The 17,203-nt window shown below is 65.6% G+C and carries 17 protein-coding genes and 1 pseudogene; 9 read left to right on the plus strand and 9 right to left on the minus strand.

Going from position 1 to position 17,203, the window contains the following annotated elements:
• Positions 1-22 precede the first annotated feature (22 nt).
• The 6 genes from urtD to AB4Y44_RS03580 form a co-directional block, all read right to left on the minus strand.
• Complete coding sequence (urtD, locus tag AB4Y44_RS03555) at positions 23-904, minus strand: urea ABC transporter ATP-binding protein UrtD (RefSeq protein ID WP_368698733.1); 882 nt, start codon at positions 902-904, stop codon at positions 23-25.
• On the minus strand, positions 901-2,094 hold the full coding sequence (gene urtC, locus AB4Y44_RS03560) for an urea ABC transporter permease subunit UrtC (RefSeq protein ID WP_368698734.1): 1,194 nt from the start codon (positions 2,092-2,094) through the stop codon (positions 901-903). The genes urtD and urtC overlap by 4 nt, the downstream gene beginning before the upstream one ends.
• Before the next feature lies 1 nt (position 2,095).
• Positions 2,096-3,745 carry an urea ABC transporter permease subunit UrtB gene (urtB, locus tag AB4Y44_RS03565; protein WP_368698735.1) on the minus strand — a complete coding sequence of 550 codons (1,650 nt, stop codon included), beginning with the start codon at positions 3,743-3,745 and terminating at the stop codon, positions 2,096-2,098.
• A 114-nt stretch (positions 3,746-3,859) separates the two neighbouring features.
• Positions 3,860-5,164, minus strand: coding sequence for an urea ABC transporter substrate-binding protein (gene urtA, locus AB4Y44_RS03570; protein WP_069265483.1), 1,305 nt, complete (start codon positions 5,162-5,164; stop codon positions 3,860-3,862).
• A 436-nt stretch (positions 5,165-5,600) separates the two neighbouring features.
• Positions 5,601-5,924, minus strand: a complete 324-nt coding sequence (locus AB4Y44_RS03575; protein ID WP_324160319.1) for a rhodanese-like domain-containing protein — start codon at positions 5,922-5,924, stop codon at positions 5,601-5,603.
• A 72-nt stretch (positions 5,925-5,996) separates the two neighbouring features.
• Complete coding sequence (locus AB4Y44_RS03580) at positions 5,997-6,650, minus strand: protein-L-isoaspartate O-methyltransferase (RefSeq protein WP_342921459.1); 654 nt, start codon at positions 6,648-6,650, stop codon at positions 5,997-5,999.
• A gap of 283 nt (positions 6,651-6,933) precedes the next feature.
• Here AB4Y44_RS03580 and AB4Y44_RS03585 point away from each other — a divergent pair, with 283 nt between their 5' ends.
• The 6 genes from AB4Y44_RS03585 to AB4Y44_RS03610 all read left to right on the plus strand — a co-directional run bounded on the left by AB4Y44_RS03585 (position 6,934) and on the right by AB4Y44_RS03610 (position 13,922).
• Positions 6,934-8,010 (plus strand): LacI family DNA-binding transcriptional regulator, encoded by a 1,077-nt coding sequence (locus AB4Y44_RS03585; RefSeq protein ID WP_368698736.1) that lies wholly within the window; start codon positions 6,934-6,936, stop codon positions 8,008-8,010.
• Positions 8,011-8,123: 113 nt separating this feature from the next.
• Positions 8,124-9,611, plus strand: a complete 1,488-nt coding sequence (locus AB4Y44_RS03590; protein WP_342921457.1) for a sugar ABC transporter ATP-binding protein — start codon at positions 8,124-8,126, stop codon at positions 9,609-9,611.
• A complete protein-coding gene (locus AB4Y44_RS03595; RefSeq protein ID WP_342921456.1) occupies positions 9,592-10,614 on the plus strand; it encodes an ABC transporter permease in 1,023 nt (340 codons plus the stop codon). The genes AB4Y44_RS03590 and AB4Y44_RS03595 overlap by 20 nt, the downstream gene beginning before the upstream one ends.
• 101 nt (positions 10,615-10,715) lie before the next feature.
• Positions 10,716-11,684: a substrate-binding domain-containing protein gene (locus AB4Y44_RS03600; RefSeq protein ID WP_342921455.1), complete on the plus strand. Its 969-nt coding sequence runs from the start codon at positions 10,716-10,718 to the stop codon at positions 11,682-11,684.
• A 14-nt stretch (positions 11,685-11,698) separates the two neighbouring features.
• A complete protein-coding gene (locus AB4Y44_RS03605) occupies positions 11,699-12,748 on the plus strand; it encodes a sugar phosphate isomerase/epimerase family protein (RefSeq protein WP_342921454.1) in 1,050 nt (349 codons plus the stop codon).
• Between the two features lie 25 nt (positions 12,749-12,773).
• Complete coding sequence (locus tag AB4Y44_RS03610) at positions 12,774-13,922, plus strand: Gfo/Idh/MocA family oxidoreductase (RefSeq protein WP_342921453.1); 1,149 nt, start codon at positions 12,774-12,776, stop codon at positions 13,920-13,922.
• 205 nt (positions 13,923-14,127) lie between these two features.
• Here the strand turns inward: AB4Y44_RS03610 and AB4Y44_RS03615 are convergent.
• The 3 genes and pseudogenes from AB4Y44_RS03615 to AB4Y44_RS03625 form a co-directional block, all read right to left on the minus strand.
• Positions 14,128-14,631 (minus strand): annotated as a pseudogene (locus tag AB4Y44_RS03615) (transposase); the annotation flags it as partial.
• 131 nt (positions 14,632-14,762) lie between these two features.
• The gene (locus tag AB4Y44_RS03620; RefSeq protein ID WP_069265475.1) at positions 14,763-15,086 is read right to left on the minus strand and encodes a type II toxin-antitoxin system RelE/ParE family toxin; all 324 of its coding nucleotides are present in this window, start codon (positions 15,084-15,086) and stop codon (positions 14,763-14,765) included.
• Positions 15,083-15,352 (minus strand): CopG family ribbon-helix-helix protein, encoded by a 270-nt coding sequence (locus tag AB4Y44_RS03625; RefSeq protein WP_069265474.1) that lies wholly within the window; start codon positions 15,350-15,352, stop codon positions 15,083-15,085. Before AB4Y44_RS03625 ends, AB4Y44_RS03620 begins: the two co-directional genes overlap by 4 nt.
• A 397-nt stretch (positions 15,353-15,749) precedes the next feature.
• Between AB4Y44_RS03625 and AB4Y44_RS03630 the strand changes: the two genes are divergently transcribed.
• The 3 genes from AB4Y44_RS03630 to AB4Y44_RS03640 all read left to right on the plus strand — a co-directional run bounded on the left by AB4Y44_RS03630 (position 15,750) and on the right by AB4Y44_RS03640 (position 16,964).
• On the plus strand, positions 15,750-16,274 hold the full coding sequence (locus tag AB4Y44_RS03630; RefSeq protein ID WP_368698737.1) for a hypothetical protein: 525 nt from the start codon (positions 15,750-15,752) through the stop codon (positions 16,272-16,274).
• Positions 16,275-16,356: 82 nt separating this feature from the next.
• Positions 16,357-16,584 (plus strand): transcriptional regulator, encoded by a 228-nt coding sequence (locus tag AB4Y44_RS03635; RefSeq protein ID WP_342921450.1) that lies wholly within the window; start codon positions 16,357-16,359, stop codon positions 16,582-16,584.
• The gene (locus AB4Y44_RS03640; protein ID WP_342921449.1) at positions 16,581-16,964 is read left to right on the plus strand and encodes a type II toxin-antitoxin system death-on-curing family toxin; all 384 of its coding nucleotides are present in this window, start codon (positions 16,581-16,583) and stop codon (positions 16,962-16,964) included. Before AB4Y44_RS03635 ends, AB4Y44_RS03640 begins: the two co-directional genes overlap by 4 nt.
• Positions 16,965-17,203: the final 239 nt, after the last annotated feature.

Consider the following 17,203-nt stretch of genomic DNA (forward strand, 5'->3'; position numbering starts at 1 on the left):
GACTGGTCTATTCAAAACGGCCCTAGCGGCCCAGATACGATTCGATGACCGCTTCGTCGCGCTTCACGTCGTCGAGCGTGCCGTGCGCGAGCACGCTGCCTTCGGCCATCACCGTGACGCGCCCGGCCTCGCCCGCAAGCGCCGCGACGAACTCCATGTCGTGCTCGACCACCATCATCGAGCAGCTCCCGCGCAGGCGGTTGAGGAGCGTCGCGAGTTCCATGGTTTCGTCGTCGGTCATGCCGGCGGCGGGCTCGTCGAGCAGCAGCAGCTGCGGCTTTTGCATGAGCAGCATGCCGATTTCGAGCCGCTGCTTCTGGCCGTGCGAGAGTTCGCCCGCGAGGCGTCGCGCGTCACTTTCCAGCCGGATCACTTCGAGCGTTTCCTCGATCTTCGCCTGCGCCTCGCGGCCAAGGCGTGCGCGCAGCGTGGCGAACCAGCCCTTGTCGGCCTTCATCGCGAGTTCGAGGTTCTCCCAGACGGGATGCTGCTCGAACACCGTGGGCTTCTGGAACTTGCGGCCAATGCCCGCGCGCGCGATCGCCGGCTCGTTCATGCGCGTGAGGTCGAGCGTTTGCCCGAGGAACACCTTGCCCGAATCGGGCGCGGTCTTGCCGGTGATGACATCCATCATCGTTGTCTTGCCCGCACCGTTCGGGCCGATCACGCAGCGCAGTTCGCCCGCGTCGATTACGAGCGACAGCTTGTTGAGCGCGCGAAAGCCGTCGAAGCTCACGGTCACGTCTTCGAGATACAGGATCGTGCCGTGCGAGATGTCGATCGCGCCGGGTTCGACCACGTGCCCGAGTTCCGCCACGCCGGAGAGGGCGAGTTCGTCGTACTTGAGGGCGTCGTCGAAGGGGTTGTGGTTGAGCGGGTCGCTGATCACGCTATGTCCGTTCATGGGCGTTCGCTCCGCGTGGTGATCCGGTTCCGGATGAGTTCGATCAGTCCCATGATGCCGTTGGGCAGCAACAGCGGCACGAGCACGAACATCAGGCCGAGGAAGAACAGCCAGTACTCGGCGAAATGGGCGGTAAAGAAGCTCTTTGCGCCGTTCACGGCGAATGCGCCGATGATCGGCCCGATGAGCGTGCCGCGTCCGCCCACGGCCACCCAGATCGCCATTTCGATCGAGTTGCCGGGCGACATCTCGCTCGGGTTGATGATGCCGACCTGCGGCACGTAAAGCGCGCCCGCGATGCCGCACAGAACGGCTGAGACGGTCCACACGAAGAGCTTGTAGCCAAGCGGGCTGTAGCCGAGAAACATGAGGCGCGTTTCGCCGTCGCGCACGGCGGTCACGACACGCCCGAGCTTCGAGGTGACGATGGCCCGCGCGCCGAGAAACGCGAGCACGAGCACGGCGAACGTCAGGAGGAACAGCACGGTGCGCGTGCCCGGATGCGTGATCGGCATGCCCGCAATGCGCTTGAAGTCGGTGAAGCCGTTGTTGCCGCCGAAGCCCGTTTCGTTGCGGTAGAAGAGCAGCATCGCGGCGAACGTCATGGCCTGCGTGATGATCGAGAGGTATACGCCTTTCACGCGCGAGCGGAACGTGAAGAAGCCGAACACCCAGGCGACCACAGCGGGCACGAGCACGACGAGCAGGAGCGCATACCCGAGGTGCTGTGTGCCTTGCCAGTACCACGGCAGCGCATGCCAGTCGAGAAACACCATGAAGTCGGGCAGGTCGCTGCCGTACTTGCCGTCGTGACCGATCTCGCGCATGAGGTACATGCCGATGGCGTAGCCGCCAAGCGCGAAGAAGAGACCGTGACCGAGGCTCAGAATGCCGCAGTACCCCCACACGAGATCGAGCGCGAGCGCGGCGATCGCATAGCACATGAGCTTGCCGACGAGCGTCATCGCATACGCGGAAAGATGCAGCGCGCTCGATTGCGGCAGCACCAGCGCGCAAAGCGGCACGCCCACGCCGATTGTGAGGATCAGCACGATGAGCGCGAGCCAGGCGCGCGGCGAGAGCAGGGCCGGCCGCGCGGGCAAGCCGAGCGCGAACGTTTCGGCGCCGTCGCCGGAAGGTCGCGAGGCGCCCAGCGTGTGACGCGTGGAAGAGGAAGTGACGCTCGTCATGTCATGCCTCCGCGCTGCGGCCCTTGAGGGCGAACAGCCCCTGCGGACGCTTCTGGATGAAGAGCACGATCAGCACGAGCACGGCGATCTTCGCGAGCACGGCGCCCCAGAACGGCTCGATGGCCTTGGAGACGAGCCCGAGACCGAAGCCGCCGATCACGGTGCCCGCAATCTGCCCGACGCCACCCAGCACCACGGCCATGAACGAATCGATGATGTAGCTCTGGCCGAGGTCGGGGCCGACGTTGCCGATCTGCGAGAGCGCGCAGCCGCCAAGGCCCGCCACGCCCGCGCCGAACGCGAAAGCCCACGCATCCACGCGCGCGGTGCGCACGCCCACGCAGGCGGCCATGCGGCGGTTTTGCGTAACGGCGCGCACGAACAGGCCAAGACGCGTCTTCGTGAGCACGGTCCACGCAATGCCCACCACGATCAGCGAGAACGCGAGGATCGCGAGGCGGTTGTACGGCAGGATGAGGTTGGGCATGACGCTCACGCCGCCGCTCATCCACGACGGGTTTTCGACCTGCACGTTTTGCGCGCCGAAGATCATGCGCGTGGCCTGAATGAGGATGAGGCTGATGCCGAATGTGGTGAGCAGCGTCTCCAGCGGGCGGCCGTAGAGGTGGCGGATCACGAGCCGCTCGATTCCCGCGCCCACGAGCGCGGCGGCAACGAACGAAGCGGGAATCGCGAAGAGCGGATACCAGTCGAACGCGCCGGGCGCATAGCGCTGCACGAGCGTTTGCACGACATAGGTCGCGTACGCGCCGATCATGAGGAACTCGCCGTGCGCCATGTTGATGACGCCGATGAGCCCATAGGTGATGGCGAGGCCGAGCGCCGCGAGCAGCAAGACGCTGCCGAGCGAGAGGCCCGCGAACAGTGTGCCGGCGATCTCGCTGCGGCGCTGGATGGCGTCGAGCGCGTCGATGCCTTGTTGCGCTGCTGCACGCACGTCGGCATCGGGCTCGCTGTACGCGCCGCTTGCGTTCTTCGCGACGAGCGGGCGCAGCAGTTCGTACATGTCGAGGTCGTGGCGCGCGGCGACGAGCTTCGCCGCTTCGAGGCGCGTGGCCGCATTCGGGTCGTGCAGCGCGGTCATCGCCCAGAGCGTGTCGAGACGGCGCTTGAGCGCCGGGTCGGTTTCCTTCGCGCGCGCAGCGTCGATCAGCGGCTTCATGGCCGGGTCGGGGTTCTTCAGCAACGCGGCAATCGCCGCGCGCCGCGTTTCCAGGTCGGGCGAGGCGAGTTGCAGGCCCGAGACCGCGCCCGCTACCTTCGAGCGCAAGAGGTTGTTCAGCGTGATGGGCTGTGCGCTCGAAGCGACATTTGCGGCGACGGGCTGCCCCGTGGCGGCGTCGCGCGCGCTTTGTCCATCCGCGCCATCCTGCACGAGCACTTCGCCCGAATCGGTTGCGGTGACGCTGTCGTCGGCGAGCGCCTTGAGGAGCGCAAGCGACGCGGCGTCGTGCGTGGCGATGAGCTTGTCGATGGCCGCGGATTTCGCGTCGAAATCGTCGCCGCCGAGCGGGGCGACATCGGCCGCATCGAGCGCGTGCGCGGACGTGCATAGCGCCGTGAAGAGCGCAGCCGCGGCGAGCGCGCGGCGCAGGCCCGCTTGCGCGTACCTCGGGAGTGAGAGAGCCATGATGTTTTCTTTTGGTGCGGGCCGGTGCGCAACATCCTGGCTGTTACGCGCAGGCCCGTAGACAGAGCACGCGAGCGCGCGCCACGTGGCGGCGCGGCGCTCGCGAAGACAACGTCAGGCCACGCGCGAGCGGCGCAGGAAGGCGGGTAGCGCGTTCGAGGTGACCACATCCGGCTTGCCTTCGTTGCCGGCGATGAACGGGCTCCACGGCTGCGCGCGCACGGCGGTCTTCGTCTTCCAGACGACGTTGAACTGGCCGTCGCCGCGAATCTCGCCGATCATCACCGGCTTGTGCAGGTGGTGGTTGCCGTCCATCGTGAGCGTAAAGCCCGAGGGCGCCGCCACGGTCTGGCCGATCATGGCCACGCGCACCTTGTCGACATCGGTGCTCTTCGCCTTTTCCACGGCCTGCTTCCACATGTGGATGCCGACGAAAGTCGCTTCCATCGGATCGTTGGTCACGCGCTTGCTGCCGCCGGGCAGGTTGTTCGCCTGCACCCAGGCTTCGAACTGCTCCTTGAACTTCGTGTTGTTCGGGCCTTTGACCGACATGAAGTAATTCCACGCCGCGAGGTGTCCCACGAGCGGCTTCGTGTCGATGCCGCGCAGTTCTTCCTCGCCCACGGAGAACGCGACCACCGGCACGTCGGTGGCCTTGATGCCCTGGTTGCCGAGCTCCTTGTAGAACGGCACGTTCGAGTCGCCATTGATGGTCGACACGACGGTGGTCTTGCCGCCTTGCGAGAACGTCTTGATGTTTGCGACGATGGTCTGATAGTCGCTATGGCCGAACGGCGTGTAGACCTCCTGAATATCGCTGTCTTTCACGCCCTTCGAGTGCAGGAAGGCGCGCAGGATCTTGTTGGTCGTGCGCGGATACACATAGTCGGTGCCGAGCAGGAAAAAGCGCTTCGCGCCGCCGCCTTCGGCACTCATCAGGTATTCCACCGCGGGAATCGCCTGCTGGTTGGGCGCCGCGCCCGTGTAGAACACATTGCGCGACATCTCTTCCCCTTCGTATTGCACGGGGTAGTAGAGCAGGCCGTTGAGTTCCTCGAACACGGGCAGCACCGACTTGCGCGACACCGAAGTCCAGCACCCGAACACGCAGGCCACCTTGTCCTGCGTGAGGAGCTGGCGCGCTTTCTCGGCGAAGAGCGGCCAGTTCGAAGCCGGATCGACCACCACGGGCTGGATTTGGCGCCCCATCACGCCGCCGTTCTTGTTGATGTCGGCAATCGTCATCAACGCGGTGTCTTTCAGTGAGGTTTCCGAAATGGCCATCGTGCCCGACAGCGAGTGCAGGATGCCGACCTTGATCGGGCCGCTGCCGGTGTCCGCGTGCGCGAACGGCATGCGCCCCGCAGCCGCGAGTGCGCCCGACATCGTCCCGAGTTTCAACAGACTGCGACGTTTCATTTTTGTGCCTCTTGTCCGTGAGTGAGTCGTGGGCCATGGCGCGTGGTCGTTGTCGTCTTGCGCGCCGCCCGGTGAGTGTGTGGCGTGTCTTGCGCATACCCTTCTGCAAGCGTTGTGCCAGCGTGAAGGTCAGGCGCCAGGCTTGCCCCATAAGGCGCGCGGAGATGCGGGGCGCATTGGTGGTCACGCAACGGGCGGGCGATTGTGGTGCAGCAAGATGCATGGTCGGGCGCGCTGCATCGTCTCAGTGCGCGCATGCATGAAGCGGGACGAACGGTGCGGCAGGGCGCGCTGCATCGTTGTGCATGAGTGGCGTGCCGGGGCAGCGATGCGGGTGCCGCACGCCGTGGACCGAGGTGAATGGTCCAGAAATGACAAAGGGCGCGGCCTGAGCCGCGCCCTTTCGCGCCGTTTGGTTAAGCTGGCGTGCGCCTGCCTAGTACGTCGGCACCTTGGGGTCGACCTGACGCGACCATGCGTCGATGCCGCCTTGCAGGTTGAACACCTTCGTGTGGCCGCGCGATTCGAGGAACATCGCCACCTGGGCGCTGCGCGCGCCGTGGTGGCAAATGCAGACGATCTGCGCCTCGTCGTCCAGTTCCTCGCTGCGCGCGGGGATCTCGCGCATGGGGATCGACAGGCTGCCGGCGATCTTTGCCGTTTCGATTTCCCACGGCTCGCGCACGTCGAGCAGTACGGGAGTCTCGCGCGAGGTGTCGGCAAGCCATTCGGCGAGGGCGGGGGCGGTCAGATTCTGCATGGAACACTCAATCGGGTAAGTAAGCCGGGCCGCCGTGCACGGAACCCGGCGATGCGGCAGGTTGGCAGCGCCTTAGAACTTGAAGCGCGGCGGATGCACGGCGTTCTGCAGCGGCTCGACGTAGGTTTCGAACACGCCGGCAATACGGAACTGCTTTTCGTCGATGCGCGTGATGATCTGCGCTTCCATGACGGGCGCGCCGCCCACGAAAGCGGCCAGACGCCCGCCCACCTTGAGCTGCTCGAGCAGCTCCTGCGGCACAACCGGCAGGCCGCCCGAGACGCAGATCACGTCGTACGGCGCGTTCGCGGCCCAGCCGCGTGCGCCGTCGCCGACCACGACTTCGGCGTTCAGCACGCCGTTCCTGACGAAGTTCGCGCGCGCGAATTCGGCGAGTTCCGTGTCGATCTCCACGGTCAGCACCTTCTGCGCCCGGTGCGCGAGCAGCGCCGCCATGTAGCCGGAGCCCGCGCCGATTTCCAGCACGCTCTCGTGCTTCTTCACCGCGAGCTCCTGCAGCACGCGCGCTTCGACGCGCGGTGCCATCATGTGCTGGCCGTTCGGCAGCGGCACTTCGAGATCGGCGAACGCGAGGGCGGTATAGGCCTCGGGGACGAAATGCTCACGCTTGACGATCGAGAGCAGGTTCAGCACGTCCTGGTCGAGCACTTCCCAGGGGCGAATCTGCTGTTCGATCATGTTGAAACGCGCTTGTTCGATGTTCATGGTGACTCGGCGTTGTGGTCGGGATCGGTTCGGGTCGAAGCCCGGCAAAAAGGTGTCGGGCAATCGGAGAATTGTAGCAAACCGGCTACTGGCCCGGCCGCGCCGCCGGCAGCCCGAAGGGGGCCCGGCGGCATTGACGCATCGGTGTTTGTCCTGGCGTCGTGCGCCTTGCAGTTTTGCGGTTCTCGTACCAAAAATGTAATCGATTACATTTTTGACGCGCCCAGACGACGCACGTCGCGGCCGCCGCAGGTTTCCGAACCGGTCACCAACGCCTTCGCCCATGTCCGCTCGCTCGTCCAGAACGTCGCCACTGCGGCCGCAGCCGCAAGACGAAGACGCCAGCACCGCCAGCGCCTCGCGCGGCGGCTCGATCGCGGCGGTGGCGCAGCGCGCGGGCGTCTCCGTTGCGACGGTTTCTCGCGTGCTCAACGGCCATGCGAACGTGCGCGCCGCCACGCGCGAGCGCGTGCTCGCCGAGATCGAGTCGAGTGGTTATCGCGTGAACGAACTTGCGCGCAACCTGCGCACCGCCGAAAGCCGCCTGCTTCTGACGATGGTGCCCGACTTCGGCAACCCGTTTTACGCGGAGATCGTGCGCGGCATCGACAGCGTCGCGCGCGAGCACGGATTTTTCCTGCTGCTGTGCGACACGGGCGCCGACGCCGGCCGCGAGCGCAGCTACTTCGATCTGCTGCGCCGCCATCGCGCGGATGGGGCGATCTGCCTCGACCCGGCAACCGTGCAACATGCGCTGGCCGCCGAATCGACGGCGCTGCCGTGGGTGGCCTGCTGCGAGTTCGATCCGGACGTGGGCGTGCCGTATGTCGGCATCGACAACTACCGGGCCGCGCACGACGCGGTGCGGCATCTGATCGCGCGGGGGCGGCGCCGTGTCGCGCTCATCAACTCCGACGAGCACTATCTCTACGCGCAGCAGCGCCGCGACGGCTGGCGCGACGCGCTTGGCGAAGCGGGCATCGCGATGTGCGACGCCTGGCGCGTGAACGTGAACTGCCTCGACTACGACGCGGGCGCGCAGGCCGCCGCCGCGCTCATGCGGTTGCCGGCGGGCGAAGCGCCCGACGCGATCTTCGCGGTCTCGGACACGCTCGCGGTGGGCGTGGTCAACGGCTTGCGCGGCGCGGGGCGGCGCGTGCCGCACGACGTCGCCGTGGTCGGCTTCGACGATATCGCGCTCGCCGCGCAGATCGACCCGCCGCTCACGACGATCGCGCAGCCCATGCGGGAGCTGGGTGAGACGGCCGCGCGCCTGTTGCTGCGGCGTTTCGCCGATCCGCGCGCGAGCGTGCCGGGCGTGCTGCTTCCGCATCGGCTGGTGGTGCGTGAGAGCGGGTGAAGTCGAAAAAAACGCAAACGAACACATAGCAGGGGAGACCAGCGGAGCGAAGGCGGGCGGCGAGCGCCGCCCGCCGGAGCCCGCCGACAAGGCCACTGGAGGAGCGCACGCGCATGAGCGTCGCCGTGAAGTTCAACGACATCCGCAAGGACTTCGGTCCCGTGCGCGTGCTGCACGGCGTGAGCTTCGAGCTCGCGCCGGGGCGCATTCACGGGCTGCTGGGCGAGAACGGCGCGGGCAAGTCCACGCTCATGAAGATCCTCGCGGGCTACGAGAACGCGAGCGCGGGCGAGATGCTGGTGGACGGCGTGGCGCGCCGCTTCGAAGGCTCGCGCGAGGCCGAAGCCGCCGGCATCGTGCTGATCCACCAGGAGTTCAACCTGGCCGAGCACCTGACGATCGCGCAGAACATCTTCCTCGGCCACGAAAAGCGCAAAGGCTGGCTCGTCGACGACGCCGCCATGCGCCGCGAAGCGCGCGAACTGCTCGCGCAGGTGGGCCTTGCGCGCGACCCGGACGTGAAGGTGCGCGACCTGATCGTCGCCGAGAAACAGCTCGTGGAGATCGCCAAGGCGCTCTCGCGGCACGCGCGCCTGCTCATCATGGACGAGCCCACGGCCACGCTCACGCCTGCCGAAACCGCGCGCCTTTTCGCGCTCATGACGAAGCTGCGCGCATCCGGCACGACGCTCGTCTACATCTCGCACAAGCTCGACGAGGTAGAGACCATCACCGACGACGTGGTCGTGATGCGCGACGGCCGCTTCGTGGCCGCGAGCGCGACGGCGGGCCTGGCGCGCCAGCAGATGGCGAACCTCATGGTGGGCCGCGACGTCTCCGACATGTTCCCTGAGAAAGGCGCGGCGCCCGGGATCGCCCCCGTGGCGCTGCGTGTGGCGCATCTCACCGTGCCGGGCTGGGTCGAGGATCTGAGCTTCGAGGTGCGCGCCGGCGAGATTCTCGGCTTCGCGGGCCTCGTGGGCGCGGGGCGCAGCGAGGCGTTCGAGGCGATCGTGGGCCTGCGCCACAGGCACGCGGGCGAGATCGAGATCGATGGCCGCCCGGTGATGCTGCGCCACCCGCGCGACGCGATGCGCCTCGGCCTCACGTACCTGAGCGAAGACCGCAAGGGCCGCGGCCTGCACATGAACCTCACGCTGCAGGACAACCTCACGCTCATGACGCTCGAGCGCTACGGCCATCCGCTGCTCGACCTGAAGGCGGGCCGCCGCGCGCTGGAGAAGGCGGTGCGCGAATTCGGCATCCGCACGGGCGACCTCGACAGCCGCGCGCGCATGCTCTCGGGCGGCAACCAGCAGAAGCTCGCGCTCGCCAAGTTCCTGCAGCCCGACCCGCGCGTGATCGTGCTCGACGAGCCCACGCGCGGCGTGGACGTGGGCGCGAAGCGCGACATCTATTTCCTGATCCAGCGGCTCGCGGCCTCGGGGCGCGCGGTCGTGGTGATCTCGTCCGAACTCGTCGAGCTGATCGGGCTCGCGCATCGCGTGGCCGTGATGCGCGCGGGCCGGCTCGTCGCCACGCTCGGGCACGAACATCTGAACGAAGAGGAGCTGATCGCTCATGCAACCGGCACCCACTGACGCGGCGTCCGAAGGCCGTGGCGCGCGCTCGGCCGCAGCGCGCTTCGTGCACCGGCTCGCGGGGGTCGGGCCGCTCATCGGCCTGATCCTGCTGTGCGTGCTCGGCACGCTGCTCAACCGCGATTTCGCCACCGCCGGCAACCTGCTCAACGTGCTCACGCGCACCTCGTTCATCGGCATCATTTCCGTGGGCATGACGTTCGTGATCATTTCGGGCGGCATCGACCTGTCGGTCGGCTCGATGGCCGCGCTCATCGCGGGCGTGATGATCTGGGTGATGAATACGCTCGCCGCGAGCGAACACGCGGTCGCGCCCGTGGCGATCGTCGCCATCGGCATGGCGATCGCGCTCGTGCTCGGCGCGGTGTTCGGGCTCGCGCATGGCTTGCTGATCACGCGCGGGCGCATCGAGCCGTTCATCGTGACGCTCGGCACGCTTGGCATCTTCCGCTCGGTGCTCACCTGGCTGGCCGACGGCGGCGCGCTCACGCTGCAGAACAATCTCGTCGATCTCTACGGGCCGGTCTATTACGCGAGCCTCTTTGGCATTCCCGTGCCCGTGTGGGTGTTTGCGCTCACGGCGGCGGGCGGCGCGCTCATTCTCAACCGCACCGCGTTCGGGCGGCACGTGCAGGCGATCGGCTCGAACGAGCAGGTCGCGCGCTATGCGGCGATCCGCGTCGATCGCGTGAAGTGCGCCACCTACGTGCTGCTGGGCGTGTGCGTGGGCGTGGCGACCGTGCTCTATGTGCCGCGCCTCGGCTCCGCCACGCCGACGACGGGTCTGTTGTGGGAACTGGAGGCGATCGCTGCGGTGGTGGTGGGCGGCACGGCGCTCAAGGGCGGCGAGGGGCGCGTGGCGGGCACCGTGGTCGGCGCGGTGCTGCTCTCGGTCATCGCCAATATTCTCAATCTCACGAGCATCATCAGCGTGTATCTGAATGCGGCGGTGCAGGGCGTGGCGATCATTGCGGTGGCCTTCCTGCAGCGCGGCAGGCGGTAAGGATGTCGAAGCAGATCTGGCAGGGCGGTGGGGAAGTAAAAGGAGGCAGCGAAAACTCAACGCAGGAACGGGCGCGGGAGCGCACGACAGGAGACGGCATCATGAAGAAGATGATTCGAACGATGTGTGCGGGCGCGCTGGCGCTTGGCGTAGCGGCGACGTTCGGTGCGGGCGCGGCGCGCGCCGACGACAAGGTCACGCTGGGCGTGGCGATTCCCACGGCCGACCATGGCTTCACGGGCGGCATCGTCTGGTGGGCGAACGAGGCGAAGAAGGACCTCGAAAAGGCGCACCCGGACCTCAAGGTCATCGTCAAGACGGCGGCGAACGCGCCCGATCAGGCGAACCAGTTGCAGGACCTCGTGACCGTCAACAAGATCAACGCGCTCGTGATCTTCCCGTATGAATCGGCTTCGCTCACGCAGCCGGTCGCACAGGTGAAGAAACAGGGCGTGTACGTGACGGTGGTCGATCGCGGCCTGACCGACACGAGCGCGCAGGACGCCTATGTGGCGGGCGACAACACGGCGTTCGGCAAGATCCCCGCCGAATACCTCGCGAAGCAGCTGGGCGGCAAGGGCGATATCGTCGCGCTGCGCGGCATTCCCACCACGCTCGACAACGAGCGCTGGAGCGCGTTCACGTCGGTGATGAAGAATTACCCCGGCATCAAGATCCTCGACGCGAAGTACGCGAACTGGAACCGCGACGACGCCTTTCGCACGATGCAGGACTACCTGACGCGCTTCAAGCACATCGACGCCGTCTGGGCCGCCGACGACGACATGGCCGTGGGCGTGCTCAAGGCGATCGATCAGGCCAAGCGCAACGACATCAAGATCGTGTTCGGCGGCGCGGGGTCCAAGGAGATGGTCAAGCGCGTGATGGACGGCGCCCCGCTCATCAAGGCCGATGTGTCGTATTCGCCGAAGTTCATCTACGACGCGATCAAGCTCACGGCCGAAGCGCGTTTGCAGGGCAAGTCGCTGCCGCCCACGACGATCATCCCTTCGGTGCTGATCACCAGCGAGAACGCGAAGCAGTTCTACTTCCCCGATTCGCCGTTCTGAGGACGGTCCTTGCGATGAAGACGATCAAGGGCCCAGCGATATTCCTCGCGCAGTTCCTCGGCGACGACGCGCCGTTCGACAGCTTCGCGCACATGGCCGGCTGGGCGGCCCAGCTCGGCTACAAGGGCATCCAGGTGCCCACCGATGCGCGCCTCGTCGATCTCGCGCAGGCCGCGTCGAGCGTGGCGTACTGCGACGACCTGCGCCAGCAGGCCGACGACGCGGGCGTGACGATCACCGAGCTTTCCACGCATCTGCAAGGGCAGCTCGTCGCCGTGCATCCCGCCTACGACACGCTGTTCGACGGCTTCGCGCCGCCGCAGGTGCGCGGCGATCGCGAAGCGCGCACGGCATGGGCCATCGAGCAGTTGATGCTGGCCGCGCGCGCCTCGAAGAATCTGGGCTTAAGCGCGCACGTGACGTTTTCGGGCGCGCTCGCGTGGCCGTACGTCTATCCGTGGCCGCAGCGGCCGGCGGGTCTCGTCGAAGCCGCCTTCGACGAACTCGCGCGCCGCTGGCGGCCGATTCTCGACGCGTTCGATGCAGCGGGCGTCGACGTCTGCTATGAACTGCATCCGGGCGAGGATCTGCACGATGGCGTGACGTTCGAGCGCTTTCTTGCGGCAGTGGGCGATCATCCCCGCGCGAACATCCTCTACGACCCGAGCCACTTCGTGCTGCAGCAGCTCGATTACCTCGCGTTCATCGACCTCTATCACGCGCGCATCAAGGCCTTTCACGTGAAGGACGCCGAATTCCGCCCCACGGGCAAACAAGGTGTGTACGGCGGCTACAGCACATGGGTGGAGCGCGCGGGGCGCTTTCGCTCGCTTGGCGACGGGCAGATCGACTTCGGCGCGATCTTCTCGAAGCTCACGCAGTACGACTATCCGGGCTGGGCGGTGCTCGAGTGGGAGTGTGCGCTCAAGCATCCGCACGATGGCGCGCGCGAGGGCGCGGAGTTCATCAAGCGGCACCTCATTCGCGTGGCGGAGCACGCGTTCGACGACTTCGCGGGCAGCGGCGTCGATGCGGCGCAGGTGAAGGGCGTGCTGGGCCTCTGAACGCGATCCTCGCAGGAGACACGCAATGACTCGAAGACTCAGGCTCGGGATGGTCGGCGGCGGCGAGGGGGCGTTCATTGGCGCCGTGCATCGCATCGCGGCGCGTCTCGACGATGGTTTCGAACTCGTCGCGGGCGCACTGTCGTCCGATGCGGCGCGCGCGCAGTCGAGCGCCGAGGCGCTCGGCCTCGCGCGCAGCTACGCCGACTGGCGCGAGATGGCGAGCGTGGAAGGCGCGCGCGAGGACGGCATCGATGCGGTGGCCATCGTCACGCCGAACCATCTGCACGCGCCGGTGGCGCATGCGTTCATGGAGGCGGGCATCCACGTGATCTGCGACAAGCCGCTCGCGGTCTCGCTCGCCGAGGGCGAAGCGCTCGCGCAGCACGCGCGCGACGCGAATCTCGTATTCGCGCTCACGCATACGTATTCGGGCTATCCGCTCGTGCGGCACGCGCGCGAGATGGTCGAGGCGGGCGAGATTGGCGAGGTGCGCATCGTGCAGGTCGAGTATGCGCAGGACTGGCTCGCCAATCCGGTCGAGCGCGGTGGCGCGAACCGCCAGGCGGTGTGGCGCACGGATCCCGCGCTCGCGGGCCCGGCGGGGTGTCTGGGCGACATCGGCACGCATGCCTATCAGCTGGCGGCCTTCGTGAGTGCGCTCGTGCCGGAAGCGCTTGCGGCCGAAGTGCACACCTTCGTGCCGGGCCGCCGCGTGGACGATCACGTGCAGGCCATGCTGCGCTACGCCAACGGCGCGCGCGGCATGCTGTGGGCGAGCCAGGTGGCGAGCGGCGCGGAGAACGCGTTGCGGCTGCGCGTATATGGCACGAAGGCAAGCCTCGCGTTCGATCAGGAGGAGCCCAACCTGCTGTGGTTCACGCCGCAGGGCGGCGAGGCGCAGCGGCTCACGCGCGGCCGCGTGACGGGGGCTGCCGCACGGCACGCGACGCGCGTGCCGCCGGGGCATCCGGAAGGCTATCTCGAAGCGTTCGCGCAGCTCTATCGCGACGCAGCCGCGCAGATCCTCGCGCGCGAGGCCGGCGAGCCCGCGCCGAGCGCAAGCCGGCTATTGACGACGGTCGACGACGGCGTGGAGGGACTGCGCTTTATCGACGCCGTGCTGGCAAGCAGCGCGGCGGGTGGCGTCTGGCGCAGCATCTCCCGAGCGTGAATGGCGCGTCGCGTGGTCATGGAAATCTGGATGAATGGACTGCCGACTCCAGCGGCGGACGTCGTTTTATTCCTGCGGAAAGCGGATCCGGGAAAACTGCTTGCCCGCCAGGATCGAACTTCTCCTTTAAATTTGATAGTCGACGGGAAGCAGTAACTGGAGTTCTTGGTCGGACCTGAATAATTCGTTTTGCGCGGCGCGGCCATCATGCCGTGAAGACGACAGTGGGCGAGCGGTTGCGCAAAGCGATCAGAATGAGGGCGTAAAAAAGCCGCAGCTTTCTGAGGATCATGCGCAGGTTGTGGCCGGCGCCGCACAGCACCGCGTGCATCGCATCGCCGAGTGCGCCTTTGAGCCAGTTCCGGTCGAGTTTGCCGTCGGCCTTCATGTGACCGATGGCCGGCTCGATCGCGCTTCTCCGTCGGATCATCGCGCGCAGGTTCCGCGTAATTCCGCGTCGCAATCCCGGGTGATAGATCTTCACGCCATCTACGGCGACACCCTTGTAGCCTCGATCAACAACGGCCACTTCCGGCTTCACGTCGCTTAGGATTGCCGCCTGCTCCAGTGCCTCGGCCAGCGTATGGCCGTCATACGGATTGCCCGGCATCGAGCGCGCTCCGATCACGAGCCCGTCCTTGTGGGTCGTCGTGATCGACACCTTGACGCCGAATTCGTACGGCGTGCGCGCCTTGCCCCTGGCCTAGCAACCCGGGCTCCGTTCAGGGTTAGAGACTCCGATCCGGATGGCGACGTCGTCTTCGATTTTCCAAACCGGTGAACCTTCGTGGTTCAAGGTCGCGAAGGTGCGAATGTAATATCCCATTTACAGTTGCTCCTTCAACGGTCCTGTCGAGTGTCCCATACGCGAAGGATGGCAATGGTCGCGGGCTCTTCTGCATACGGCGGCAAAACCTCGTAGTGCAGTTCGTATCGGCCCGCGAGACAGACCCAGCGATGTACCTCGCGAGCCGGTGGTCCGTCGTATCCGTCGAGCTCTTCGCCCAGCCGGTGGAAGTGGTCCTGTCCGAGTCGTTCCGCCTCATCGAGCAACGCATTGACGACCTTGCGAGCAGTGGCGGCATCATTGAACTTTTTGACGTGCCTGGCAATGACTTCAAGGTCTGACATCGCCTTGCCGGTGGGGATGACCTTGACGCTCACGCTTTCGGCACCGGCAGTTCGTTATCCGTGCCGAGGCTGTTTGCCCACGCACGAGCCTGCTCCATTGACACGAAGCGCCCGGCGGTAACGTCGTCCAGGCCCTCCTGAATCAGACGACGCTTTTCGGCCTCGCGCGCGAGGTACTGGACCAACGCTTTCTTGATGATCCACTGCCGCGGCCGCTCGATCTGCTCTGACAGAGCGTCCACTTCTTCTGCCAGTTCGACCGGCACTTGGGCAGTCAGCGTTCGAGTCTCAGCAACCATCACACACCTCGATTATTGATCAGCAACAGACTCTATTATAAAACAATAATACGGTCGGAATCGCTGTCCCTCGGCGCGCTGGATGCGTCGAAACGGAGAAAACAGGACGTTCGGCCCCGTCCGAAACGCTGGAAATTCGGGGGCTTTCACGTGCCTAACCAAAGTTGTTTGGCCGTTGAGAGGGCGATATGGTCCTTATAAAATGACGATACGGTCGAAAAACCGTCAATTCGCCGGTTTTCGGCTCGCCGCTCGCGCCGCAACGCATGCCAGAGCGAATCCGCAGGAAATTTGCCGGATTTTCGCCTCACTTTTCTTTCTCTGATCTGCCCGAAGTGTCCGATGCCGCCGGCTGGCGTTGCTGCGCGCTCTATTTTTCGCGTTTTCAGGAGCTTCCATGGCTGCTATCACAATTCCAACCACAGTTGAGAGCACACCGACGACCTTCACGCCTGCGTTCCCGTTCGTCGCGCAGACCAACGACTTCGACGATGTCTTTGCGTGCGCCGCGATGCTCTCGGGCAAGACGATCGAAGAAGTGAGGGAGATCGCTCTCGCCAAGACAAAGCATCCTGCACGGGGGCCGTACTACCTCGGCGAGACGCAGATCGCCGCGCTACTCGCCCAGCTTGGACTCGTTGCAACCGTCTACAAGGAGGTCAGCCGCGTGGCTGACATTCCCGACGTCGCCTTGCTGCTGGTCGACTACAACGCCGAGATGGAAGTCGGTCGGCACATCTTGTTTCACCGCGCAAAGGCGTCGCACGCCTCCGGCACCACGATCGAGTATGCACTCGACCCGGCGCCGTGGTGCAAACCGGCCGACCGCGTTCGCACCAACTTCAAGAGCATCGCCGGTCATTGGGCCATTGGCATTCATGCCACTGCGTCCCGAACGGGATGGCCATCTTTCTGTCCCTGAACACCGACTGTGGTGGAGCGGTTCGCTCCTTCTTCTTCGAACCATTGCTATATAATGAAAATTATATAGCGAGGAGGGCGCCATGCTTACATTCAAGGTCACAACGGTCGGGGCTTCGGCTGGCTTCATTCTTACCAAGGAGGCGATGGCACGGCTCAAGGTGCAGAAGGGCGATACCGTGTATCTGACCGAGGCGCCCGAAGGTGGCTACCGGATTACGCCGTACAACCCGGATTTTGAACGCCAGATGAAGCTGGCGGAAGAGATCATGCACGATGACCGCGATGTTCTGCGGGCGCTAGCCAAATGACAGCGTGGCGCTGGGTGCGCGCGGATCTGACTTATGCCGTCCATGATCGCCAGCTTGCCGAGCATGGGGGGCTCGATGGCGTGCGTGACAAAGGGGCAGTGGAGTCAGCCCTGGCACGGCCGCAAAATCTCGATGTTTATGCGGGTGCGGACGCGGCGGCGCTCGCCGCGGCATATGCCTATGGGTTAGCGCGGAATCATGGCTTTGCGGACGGCAACAAGAGAACCGCCTGGGTGGTTGCGCGTCTTTTCCTGGCAGACAACGGCTATCGGCTGAATTTTGATCCGGCCGACGCCGTTAGGACCATGGAAATGGTTGCTGCCGGCGCACTCGACGAAGCTGCGCTGGCAGAGTGGTTCCGGCAGCGGATCGCCGAGTAAGTCGGCGCACGGATAAACTCGAAATTCGCGCTGGTTTAACCCGTTACGGGCGTCCCATAGGGGACGCCGACAACAGAATCCTTTCGGTGTAGCGCACAATCATGTTGAGTCTGGCGGGAACGCCAAGTCCCACATAGACGGGATCAAGAAAAGTAGCTCGTATACCGTCAAAAATATCGTCGCGTCACGGTGCTTGTAGCGGGACGACGACAACGACGGTGGACGCTGCCCGCAATCGT

The sequence above is a fragment of the Paraburkholderia sp. BR10937 genome (assembly GCF_040965695.1).
In the GTDB taxonomy this organism is placed as follows: Bacteria; Pseudomonadota; Gammaproteobacteria; order Burkholderiales; family Burkholderiaceae; genus Paraburkholderia.